Source organism: Streptomyces sp. NPDC005791, assembly GCF_042871485.1.
In the GTDB taxonomy this organism is placed as follows: domain Bacteria; phylum Actinomycetota; class Actinomycetes; order Streptomycetales; family Streptomycetaceae; genus Streptomyces.
This window is the reverse complement of sequence record NZ_JBIAIP010000038.1, coordinates 1-10,510: the sequence shown is the minus strand read 5'-3', so window position 1 is coordinate 10,510 and position 10,510 is coordinate 1. Positions and strand designations below refer to the sequence as shown.

General features: G+C 68.0%; 4 protein-coding genes and 1 pseudogene. All 5 read right to left on the bottom strand.

What is annotated here, in order from left to right; all coding sequences use genetic code 11:
• Positions 1-89: 89 nt before the first annotated feature.
• Entirely contained in the window at positions 90-1,718 is a 1,629-nt protein-coding gene (locus ACFYSH_RS33805) for a helicase-related protein (protein ID WP_388757693.1), read from the bottom strand.
• Between the two features lie 1,189 nt (positions 1,719-2,907).
• On the bottom strand, positions 2,908-4,731 hold the full coding sequence (locus tag ACFYSH_RS33800) for a DEAD/DEAH box helicase (RefSeq protein ID WP_359479253.1): 1,824 nt from the start codon (positions 4,729-4,731) through the stop codon (positions 2,908-2,910).
• A 227-nt stretch (positions 4,732-4,958) separates the two neighbouring features.
• A complete protein-coding gene (locus ACFYSH_RS33795; RefSeq protein WP_359479255.1) occupies positions 4,959-5,498 on the bottom strand; it encodes an SMI1/KNR4 family protein in 540 nt (179 codons plus the stop codon).
• A gap of 22 nt (positions 5,499-5,520) precedes the next feature.
• Positions 5,521-10,251, bottom strand: coding sequence for a DUF6531 domain-containing protein (locus ACFYSH_RS33790; protein WP_359479257.1), 4,731 nt, complete (start codon positions 10,249-10,251; stop codon positions 5,521-5,523).
• 129 nt (positions 10,252-10,380) lie between these two features.
• Positions 10,381-10,510 (bottom strand): annotated as a pseudogene (locus tag ACFYSH_RS33785) (IS256 family transposase); the annotation flags it as partial.

Genomic DNA, 10,510 nt, shown 5'->3' with positions numbered 1-10,510 from the left:
GTGGTGTGTTCCTAGACAGCTCCACCACATCGGAGGTCTTCGCCATGTTCAAGACCCGAGACTGTCAACAACGCTCGTGATCAATACACCTAGGCGGCACCGCGCTGTCGACGGCGCGGGCACCAGAGCTGGTGATGGGCACTGGCCCGGGTGGACCTGCTCAGCGACTCGCTCAGCGCGTGCTGCGCCTGGTCGACGACCGGTTGGCCCTCGGACGTGGCGCCACCACAACTCGTGCACACATAGAACGGGTTGAGCCGCACGTCCTCGCCCGCCATCGACACCGTCGAGCTGCCGTCCTGACGGTCCAGGCCCAGATTCAGCGTCCGGACCACCGCACGCCGCGTGAAGTCGGCGCCGAACACGGCGGTGTCGTGCCGCCACGACCCGGGGGCGAGATGGGCCGGGTCGATGTCGACGGTCTTCAGCACCGAGTACCGTCGGCGGTCCCGCTCGTCCCGGTCGTCGCGAACCCGGGCGTCGTCACGCTTGTCACGTGCCATGACCCGCTTCGGCTCCAGTACGTAGCTCACGCACCCCGCGTCCGCGATCTCGCGCGAAGCGCAGCGTGGACAGGCGGACGTGTCCGTCTGGGCGTCCTTGGTACGTGTGTAGCCACAGGCGGGGCACAGCCGCCACACCGCCCAGGCGCGCCGCTCCGGGCTGCCGATGTCCAGGGCACGCACCACGTGCTTGTAGCCGTTGACGTAGAAGCTGTTGCCCGGGGCGAGCTCGGTCAGGGCGAGCTTGCGTGAGCGTTCGTAGTCACGGACCTCACTGCGGTAGGTGCTGGTCGGAGCGGCATCGACATCCCCCTCCACGGGATCGGCGGTCTCCTTCCAGTAGAGCGTGCCCTCCAGGGTCGTCACCGTGTCGGCCAGGCTGTAGTTGGGCAGCAGCCCCAGCTCCACCAGCACACCGTGCGCGCTCGTCTGGCTGAGGTTGCGCAGCAGATCACCCGTCGACCGGCGCTCCGCGAGCAACTCCCTCCGCTCCGGCCCCTGCTCGCGGTCGTCGGCGAGCAGGCCGTCCACGGCCACGTCGATCGCCGCGATACGCCGCCGCAGCTCCTCGCGCCGGCCGGTCCAGTCCGCCTCGGCCTCCTGCAGCGCACGGACGATGCCACCGGTCGCGTAGGCACGCAGCTCCCCGGCCGCGTGCTCCGACACCCCGGTGTCCTCGTCCTCACTCATGGGGAAAAGGGCCAGGAACTCCTCCACCCGGCGCGGCCCCTCGGTGAGGGCCGCGTCCTGAAGGTCCTGACACCATCCCGTCGTCCCGAACAGGGCCGAGGCGAGCCGGGGTACTGGCTGCAACCGCTCGCCGTCCGCCGTCACCAGGACGCCGCGCGCCGCGAGGTCGAGGAGATGCGCCGTGTACTGGCGGCGCAGGATCTCGACGGCCGACAGATAGCACCCGGGAGGGACGATGTCTCCCGCGATCATCTCGCGCGGATCGTCCAGGTAGTACAGGTCACGCGCACGCCGCCCGCCGAAGGCCACCACCAGGGCATTGCCGGTCCTGCGGCCGGCCCGTCCGGCTCGCTGTACGTAGTTGGCCGGCCCGCCGGGCAGGGAACCGAGCAGGACGGCGGAGAGGTCGCCGATGTCGATGCCGAGTTCCAGCGTCGGGGTGCAGGACAGCACGTTCGGATCGGTGTAGTGCGTACCCTCGCGGAACGTCCGCTCGACGCGCTCGCGTTCGGGGCGGGTCAGCATGCCGGTGTGTTCCGCGGTCACGACCCGGTAGGTGCCGCCGGTCAGATACAGGCGCCGGTAGTAGTCGCCCTGGTAGTCGCGTTCCAGCTTCCCGCCGAAACTGCCCGAGCCGGAGCCTGTGGACGACGTGCCGTACTGCGGGGGAGTCAGTGAGCCTTTGCACCGGTATCGCGGGCATGGGTGCCCGTACCAGCGGGTGCGCCGCTCGGGCGGTACCACCTGCTGCCAGCCGCACGCGTCGCAGCCGACGAACGCCTTGTTGACCACGGAGTCGTCCAGCAGCCGCACTTCGATGTGCCCCGGCTGCAGCCCGTACACCCGGGTGACGCGGTCGGCCGCCACCTTCACCGACAGCAGCCCCTCCTCCGCCAGAAGCGGGAGCAGCCGACGCAGGTACTCGCTCGCCCCGGCCGCGTCCAGCGACAGACAGCGCCGCGTCCAGTCCTGGTACCAGGCGCCCCGGCCGGTGACGGTGTCGAACTTGCTGCGTTCCTTCGTGCTGTCCAGCAGGAAACGCGGCGGGGCCACATACCCCTCGGGGAACGCGGGCATGCCCTCCGCACGCTGTCCCGAGATCAGGTACTGATTGACGCCCGCTTCCCTGATCCATGTATCGAGCCAGCGGTGCCGAATCCCGCCGCGCGTCCGCATCCGCTCCAACAGCCCTCGGACGAAGGCAAGATACCGGTCCGTCGTGGGCAGTCCCTGGCTCATCACCAGCTGCCCGGGCAGGGTCAGATGCAGATCGCGGGCCAGCGCCGCCACCCGGTCCGGGTCGGACACCGTGACCTCGGCGGCCGCTGTCCGCGTCAGCTCCATCGTCCGGCCCATCCTGGACCGTAGCCCGAACTCCATCACGGTCGCGAACGCCAGACGTTCCCCGATAAGCTTCCACGTCCGGGCGTCGCCGGTGCCCCGGCCGGACAGCAGCCGGTCCACACCGGCCTCGTCGTGCAGGTCCGGCGGCACGACAGCGGCCAGGGCCCCGGGATCGTCGACCGAGTCCAGCACATTGCCGATCAGATCGTTCAGTGCGAGCGGCGCCCCGGACTCGTCCAGATTGTGCGCGAGCAGCGAGCGCAGGGAGAACTTGTACGACGCATTGGCCACGTATCCCGCACGGTGCGCGGCGTCCTGCGTCGAGTCGTTGAAGAGCAGCGTCTTGCGCTCCTCCGGCAGCAGGGCGATCTCACCGCCGGTGAACAGCTGGGTCACCGTCGCCGAGGCGAGCGCGGCGAGTGACGTACCCAGGAACCGGATGCCGTTGTCCGTGGCACACGCCGGACAGCGGTCGTCCTTCGCCGCACCGTCCGCCGTCTTCTTGTCCAGGACGGCCAAGGCGAACCAGGCGTCCTGCAGCTCCTCCGCATCGCCCGGGACCGGCATCCGGTACGTCCCCCTGGCGCCGTCGAGAACGACCACGGACAAGGGGTCCGTGCCCCCGGACGCGGGGGTCGCCCCCGTCAGTGCTTCGAGCGCCTCTGCCGCCTCCGCCGGTGTGGCCGCGATGAAATACCGGATACGACGCTTGTCCCGGCCGACACCGGCCCGCCAGATCTTGTCCGCCGCGGTGACGAGCTGCTGCGGGTCGGACTCCGGGGAGATCGCCGCCACGCTCGTCCTCGTACCACCGGAACTCGGGCGCGGCACCGACCCCGCGCAGCACCCGGCTCACCGGCCGCACCCACAGGTGCGCCTCGATGTGCAGCAGCGGGCGGGGCCGCCGTTCGTCCGACGCGGGGTCCCGCGCCGCGGACAGCAGCGCCACGAACCGGGACAACGCCTCCAGTGCCAGGCGGGGATTCTCCCGGGCCGTACGCGCCCAGGAGTATCCGAAGCGGGCCATGCGGTCGCGCAGGCCCCACTCGTCCAGCGGCTCCCCGTTCAACAGGGCGAGCACCGCGTGCGTGAAGTCGTGCTGCTTGAGCATGCGCCCGAGCTTGAAGGGATCGAGTGCGCGCCTGTTGAGCAGCAGATACGCCAACTCGTCGAGATCGAGACGGTCCGGCCGGGACTCGACCCCCGGCCCGCCGGACGCCTCGATCACCTCCTTCGGCGTGGGTGGATCCGGCAGTTCGTAATTCACGTCACCGACGAACTGGTCGGCCGTCAGGCGTTCCTCACCGATGATCGAATCCGTCCCGAAGGGCACGCCGAAGACCTGCTCGGCCACCTCGAGGATCCCGCCGAGCCCACCGGTGCCCTCACCCAGCGTCACCGACGTCGCCACCGGACAGATATCGCCGAGCGGCCGCCCCGTCCGCGAGGCCCCGAACGTCGCCCCGAGCCGGCGCAGCAGCATCGCCACGTCCGTGCCCTGTGCACCGTCGTACGTGTGGAACTCGTCCAGGACCACGTACGTCAGGTCCGCGCCCGCCCACAACGACCTGTCCTCGGCCCGCTGCAGCAGTAGATCCAGCATCTTGTAGTTGGTGACCAGCACATCCGGCGGCGTCCTGCGCATCTCCTCGCGCCGCGTCATCACCCGCCGGAAGTCGGTGTCCGGCCGGTCCCCGATGTACAACCCGGCCGTGACCTGCGCCAGCTCGGGCTGCGCCAGGTACTCACCGATGCGCCCGGCCTGGTCGGTCGCCAGGGCGTTCATCGGGTACAGCAGGACGGCCTTGACACCCTGCCGTCCCAGCGCCTTCTGCCGCCGGCAGTGGTCCAGCACGGGCACCAGGAACGACTCGGTCTTGCCCGACCCCGTCCCCGTCGTCACCAGGGTCGGCTCGGCCGCCCCGCGCAGTGTGCTCAGCCGCTCCCAGGCCTTGGCCTGATGCCGGTAAGGCGGGAACCCGGGGTCCCACTCGAGCGCCGACTGCCACCCGTCGTCCGCTGTGTGGAACGGCGTACGGATACGCAGGTAGGGCCCGCGGAAGATCCCGGACTCAGGGTCGCCGAGAAACCGCTCCAGCGCCAGCCGGGTGTCCTCGTCCGCCAGCGCGTACGTCGTCGTGAGGTACTGGGTCAGACTGCCGCGCAACTGTGCGGCGGCCAGGGTGGGTTTCACGACGGCGCCCTTTCGTGTACATGTCCGCAGGGGACTACGCCGACGAAAGCCGACGATCTACGGACAACCGTATATCCGGCGTCCGACAGGAGGGACACCTGTTGAGGCATCCCGACGCCCGGCTGCGCTGAGCCTCGATCCACCGCGTGACCCTTGAACACGCGGTGGATCGAGGCTCATGCCATCGCCAACCGTTTGCCGGTGCCCCACAGCGACCGCCGGCGCAGCTAACCGAGGATCTCGTCGTTGGAATCGAACTGATGTTGATCAGCAGGGAGTGCCGGGAAGTAGTTGGTCTCCGCTCGCCCCGTGAGAACGGCCAGAAGGAAGGACGCGCACTGAGTGTCGTGGTGTTCCCACAACGGCCCACGGCCCTCGTTGAACATGACCGTCCATTCGTCCGGCTCCTGTCCCGGCTTCACCAGCCAGTACAGCATTGCCCCTGTGCCCTCGATGTAGGCCCAGGGCAGCACCTCCGTACCGGACTCCTGAAGCTGAGCAGGCCTGGGTTCGACCTCCCACAGCTTCTCGAGGGTCTCGTCCCTTTCGGTCGCTTGCGCGAGCAGCTCGTAGTCGTCGTCCGGGCAGGCAGGATCCAGGAGCCAGATCGTCTCGTCGAAGACACCTCCCCCGTACGTCTCGACAAGCTGCCGGTAGTCGGTCGGCAGCGCGGTGCCGAGTGCCCGTTCGACGGCCGGCCAGTCCCTGGAGCGGCGCGGACCGGAAGGCGCGACGAGTTCGGTGAGGCGTTCCACGGCGGGGTGCATGATCGTCTCTTTCTGTACCGGGTCAGACGCGTTTGGCGACGTTCAGGATAGTGACGGTGTTGGTGTTGCAGCCGCCTTCGTAGGGCGTGAAGCTGAAACCCTTGTTGCCCCGGGCTTCGATGGTCAGCCCAATCGGCACGACGTCGGTGGGGTCGTTGGTCCGGTAGACGGGCGTGACGGAGTACTCGATGGTTTCCCCTCGTTTGTCGACGGCCGCCCTGATCTGGTCCTCGACTTTTCGCATGACTGGGGAGTTGGCGAAGCGGTGCATTGTGACGAAGTTTCGCGAGTCCTTGTTCGAGCCACCGATCTGCGCGCCGAGCAGATGGGTCTTGTTCAGCTTCTTGTACTTCACGTAGCCCGCCACCTTCGCGCTCGGGTTGGTCTGTCCGCCTGTCATGTCCGCCTCGATCGTGGCGCGCATGGTGCTTGCCCGTCCGCCCGGCCCGGGGCGTCCGTAGCGTACGCGGCCGCCCCAGCTGACGTCGCTTTCGTCGCACGGCGCGAGACCCAGGGGATCTGTCAGGGTGTGCGGGTTGTCGACGTAGGTGTGGGGGTTCGGCGCGGCGTCGAGTCCTAGCGGGTCAAGGCTGAGGTATCGAGCGGTCTGCGGGTCGTAGTGGCGGAAGTAGTTGTGGTGGAGTTCTGTTTCCGGGTCGTAGTACTGGCCGGGAAAACGCAACGGCGTATAGGCGTCCGCGTCCCGGTTCCAGGTGGTGGTGCCCCACAGGGTGGCCCTGGTTCGCCAGGCCACGGTGCCGTGTTCGTCGACCAGCTCGGTCGGGGTGCCCACCTGGTCGGTGACGATCGCGAAGAACCGCTGGTCGATCGATTCCTGCGGGGCCCCGGCCAGGGATTTGGTTTCCGTCTGCACGAGTGGTGCCTGACCGTCGTGGTCCCAGGTGAGCGTGATGAGCTCGGGGGAGCCGGCGGCGGAGGTCGTCTGTTCGGTGAGGGTGGTTCCGTCCCAGGTGAAGCGGGTTTCCTCGGCCACAGTTCCGTCCGCGTCGAGGCGCTGCTTGGCGATGCGGCGGCCCAAAGGGTCGTACAGATAGCGCCAGCGAGTGCCGTCGGGTGTGGTGACGGACGTGAGATGGTCTTCGGCATCCCAGGTGTACAGCCAGGTGTCGGGCTTACGCGACAGGCGGCTCTTGCGGCGCACCACTACGCGCCCTTGGGCATCGTGTTCGTAACGGATACCACCGGCACTCACCAGGTTGCTTCCGGTGTACCTGCGAGCTCCACGGCCCTCGCTTCCGGGGTGCTTGTCAGGCCACGAGGCGTGCGTCTGGTTTCCGGCTGCGTCGTAGGCGTACCGCTCCGTCCAGCTCTCGGCCTCGACGGCCGTGACACGGCCGGCCTCGTCGAGGGTGAAGGCGCGGTGGCCCGTGTGGAGATCGGTCACGCCTGTCAGGTGACCGTCCCTCCGGTACGCGTATGTGCGGTCGATCGCCGGTTGCACGGATCGGTCGGAGGTGACGGTCTGCGCGGAGAGCCGACCCGCCTGGTCCCAGCTGTAGGTCAGGGCGAGGCGGTCATCCAGCGTACGGCGGATCTCGCGGCCGGCCGCGTCGTGTTCGAAAGAAAGAGTGCGGCCGGATGCCGTCACTGTCTCGAAGTTTCCCGTCGAGTCGTATGCATACGTGGTCGCGATACCCAGCGGAGTCCTACGGTGTGTACGGCGGCCGACCGCGTCACAGTCGGTGGAGAGTGTCCTGCCGTCCACGGTTTCCCCGACAACGCGGCCTACCGCGTCATAGCGGTAGGCCAGCGTGGCATCGGGACCGACGGCATGGACCAGACGTCCGCACGCGTCGTTGTCGAAGTGGATCTCGCGCCCGTCGACACTTTTGCCGGTCAGCTGCCCGGAGGCGGAGTAGCGGTAGGCAACGGCCTGGCCGGCGGCATTGGTCCGCCGCGTGAGACGGCCGACGTCGTCGTAGGCATAGGTCGTGGTACGACCGTCGAAATCGGTCTCGCTGATCAACTGCCCAGCCGCGTCGTAGTCATATGTCCAGGAGAGGGACTGCGGATCGGTGACCTCGATCAGCCGTCGCTCGGTGTCGTACGTGAAGGTGTGGCGCGCGTCGCCAGGTGTGATCCGGACGGTCGGCAGATCGAAGTGTGTGTATTCAGTACGCGCTGTCGCTCCGAGCGGATCCGTGTACAGGGTGCAGTTGCCCTCGCCGTCGAACTCCCATTGCTCGGAACTTCCGTCGGGGTCGGTCCGGCGTATGAGCCAACCGTCCACCGACCACTCCAGCCGGGTCGCGTCGGTCTCCTCACGGCCGGCGACGAGTATCGGGCGGCCGAAGGGATCGTAGGTGTAACGACGCACGGTCCCGGACGCGTCGGCGACACTCAGGGGGAGCCCGGCTCCGTTCCGAGTGATCTCCACCCGCTCGCCCAGAGCATTGGTCACGGCGGTCACGGCGCCCCGGGGGTCCACCGTGTAGTGAGTGGTGGCCCCGCTCGGATCCGTGAGAGTAGTGCGGTTACCCCTCTCGTCGTAGCTGTGCAGCCACCTCGCTCCGTCAGGTTCGGTCAGGGAGGCCAGGAGTCCGTGGCTGTCGTAGGTGACGGTTGTGCGATGACCGTCCGCCCTCAGTAGTTCGACCGGCCGGCCGTCATCGTCGTAGCTCTGCCGGGAAGTCGCCCCGTGGGCGTCCGTGTGGGTCAGGAGCCGGCCGAACTCGTCGTACTCACTCCTCTGCGTGGCACCGAGCGGGTCGGTCGCAGCCACGACCTGAAACCGGTCATCGCAGTGGAATACGTTGGTGGCGCCGGTCGAGTCCGTGTACTGGGTCGTCCCCCCAGCCGCTTCGGGGGGCGTCTCGTAGGCGAACGTGGAGGAGAGCATGCCGTCCGGGCCGATCGTCCTGACAACCCGGCCGACGGCGTCGTAGACGTACCGGAACGTGGACTCGTTGCGGTCGGTCCAGGAGGTGATGCGGGCGTCCGAGTCGTAGGTGAACCGCGTGGGCAGGCCGGAGGAGTTGATGACCGCGTCGAGGTTGCCCTCACTGTCGTAGCCGTAATGCCGTACGGTGACGGGCCCTTCGGGTGTCCGCAGCGACAGTTCGGTCACCCGGTCGTCCTCGACGCGCAACGCAACCTCGTAGCCGCCGTCATGTATGACCCGGACCGGAGCTCCGTCACTGCGCCGGACGAACGTGATGCCGTTGTGATTGCGGTCCTCGACCTCGCTCAGCCAGTACGCGGTCGACTCCTTGTAGGGGCTGCCCGTGAAGTAGCGCGTAGACCCTGCCGACACATCTGCTATGCAGTAGGTCGTCGCGGACGCGTCGTCCCGCCCGACATGGGCCAGGGGCAGACGAGGCCCTTCAGTCGGCAGAACTCCCTCCACGTCATCCGGGACCGGCAGCCGCGGATAGACGAGCAACGACCCATCCTCGCGCGCCCAGACCGCGCCCTGCCCCCTGGGGTCCAGCTCGATGCGTTCGTCCAGAGTGGAAGCCCAGCTGCGTCCGAACCAGCTGCCCCAGCGGTAGTCGGACAGATGGGTACGGCGCAGAACGAGGGGCAAGGTGCCAGGGAGCACGAGATCGGTCTGGGGCAGCGCCATCTCCCCGGTGGCGACATCGACCGGATCGTTCTTGCAGGTCTTCTTCTCCAGGGAGATGGCGTGACGGCGGGTGTTGTCCCTGGCGCCGTCGAGGGAAGCCGGCTTGAGCCGTGTCCCGCCGCCCCTACGGGTCGGCTGATCTCGCACGGCGCCACGGCTACCGTCGTCGTCCTTTCCGCCGCCCGAAGTGATCTTGTTCAGGCCGTCACGGATGTCGTGGTCGGTGTCCTTGTGCGTCTTGGAACTCTTGGCGATGCGTTCGGGCACCGTCTTGCCCACGTGGTCGCCCATATCGCTCAGCGCCTTACCGAGCTTGTCCACCACCCCTTCGATCGTGGTGTCGAGTACGGCGGTCAGGGAGTCCTTGCCCTTGGCCCGGCCGTGGTGTCCCTTGGCCTTGCCGAGCTTGCCGCCCGTCTTCTCGCGCATCGTGATCTGCACACCGGCCAGGTGCATCCCGGCCTTGCTGTGCGCATCGTGGTCGATCACCGGGCCACCGCCCGGGCCCGGGCCACCGGACCCGCCCACCGAGTTGATCTGCAGCGCGTCCTTGCCCGCCTGTGCCGCCTGCCCGGTGTTGTAGCCGTCTTGCACACCCGCTACGTTCAGCGCGGTCTGGACGGCCAGATCCGCCACGATGTTCTCGATAGCGGCTACCGCCGGCTCGGTGAGCGTCGCGACGATCTCCGATACGGCGGCCTCAGCCATCTCCTTGAGGATCCGCTTGAAGGCGATACGGGTCGCCGCGATCTTCGCGCCCGCCAGGAGCGCCGACAGGCCGGCCGTCACCGGGGCGAACGCCAGCGTGATACCCACCGTCGCACACAGATCGGCCAGCTCGGCCACGGCGGCTATCTTGCGGGCCACGATGATGTCGGCGACCCGGTCCAGCGCACCCGCGACGAGCCGCGCCGCCTTCGCTAGATCCTTGTGCTTGCCCTGCACCTTCGACCAGTGCGCGTCCAGAGCGGCCAACGACTCGCTCTGCCCGCTCGCCAGCAACTTCTGGATGTGCTGGTAAGCGGCGTACGCATCGTCGTCCGCGTCATCACCGAACTCCCGCAGCGCGTCCGCCATGTCGCGGTACGCATCCTCGTCGACGTTCGGCCAGCCCACACCGACCACATCGAGCATCGTGTCGACGCCCTCAGGAATCGTGTACCCCACGATGCAACCCCCCGATTGACAGATCATCAGCTCGACCCACCATACGATTGCCCGCCCATGCCCTGCGAGATCGGGAGGGACGGGCAGACCGGGGCTGTGTAGTAAACGGTGGGACTCAATTGGTTTTGTTCAGCGACGTCCGGCGGTGAGCCGGCCGTCGAAGGTGATGTCGAAGGCTTGCAGCGCGGCCTTCCAGCGCATGGTCCAGCGTTTGCGTCCGGTGCCGGTCGGGTCCAGGCTCATGACGGCCAGGTAGACG

Excerpts from the sequence above, each read along its gene's own strand:
- ACFYSH_RS33795 (WP_359479255.1), bottom strand. The coding sequence starts at position 5,498 with ATGCACCCCGCCGTGGAACGCCTCACCGAACTCGTCGCGCCTTCCGGT.
- ACFYSH_RS33805 (WP_388757693.1), bottom strand. The coding sequence starts at position 1,718 with ATGCTGACCCGCCCCGAACGCGAGCGCGTCGAGCGGACGTTCCGCGAG.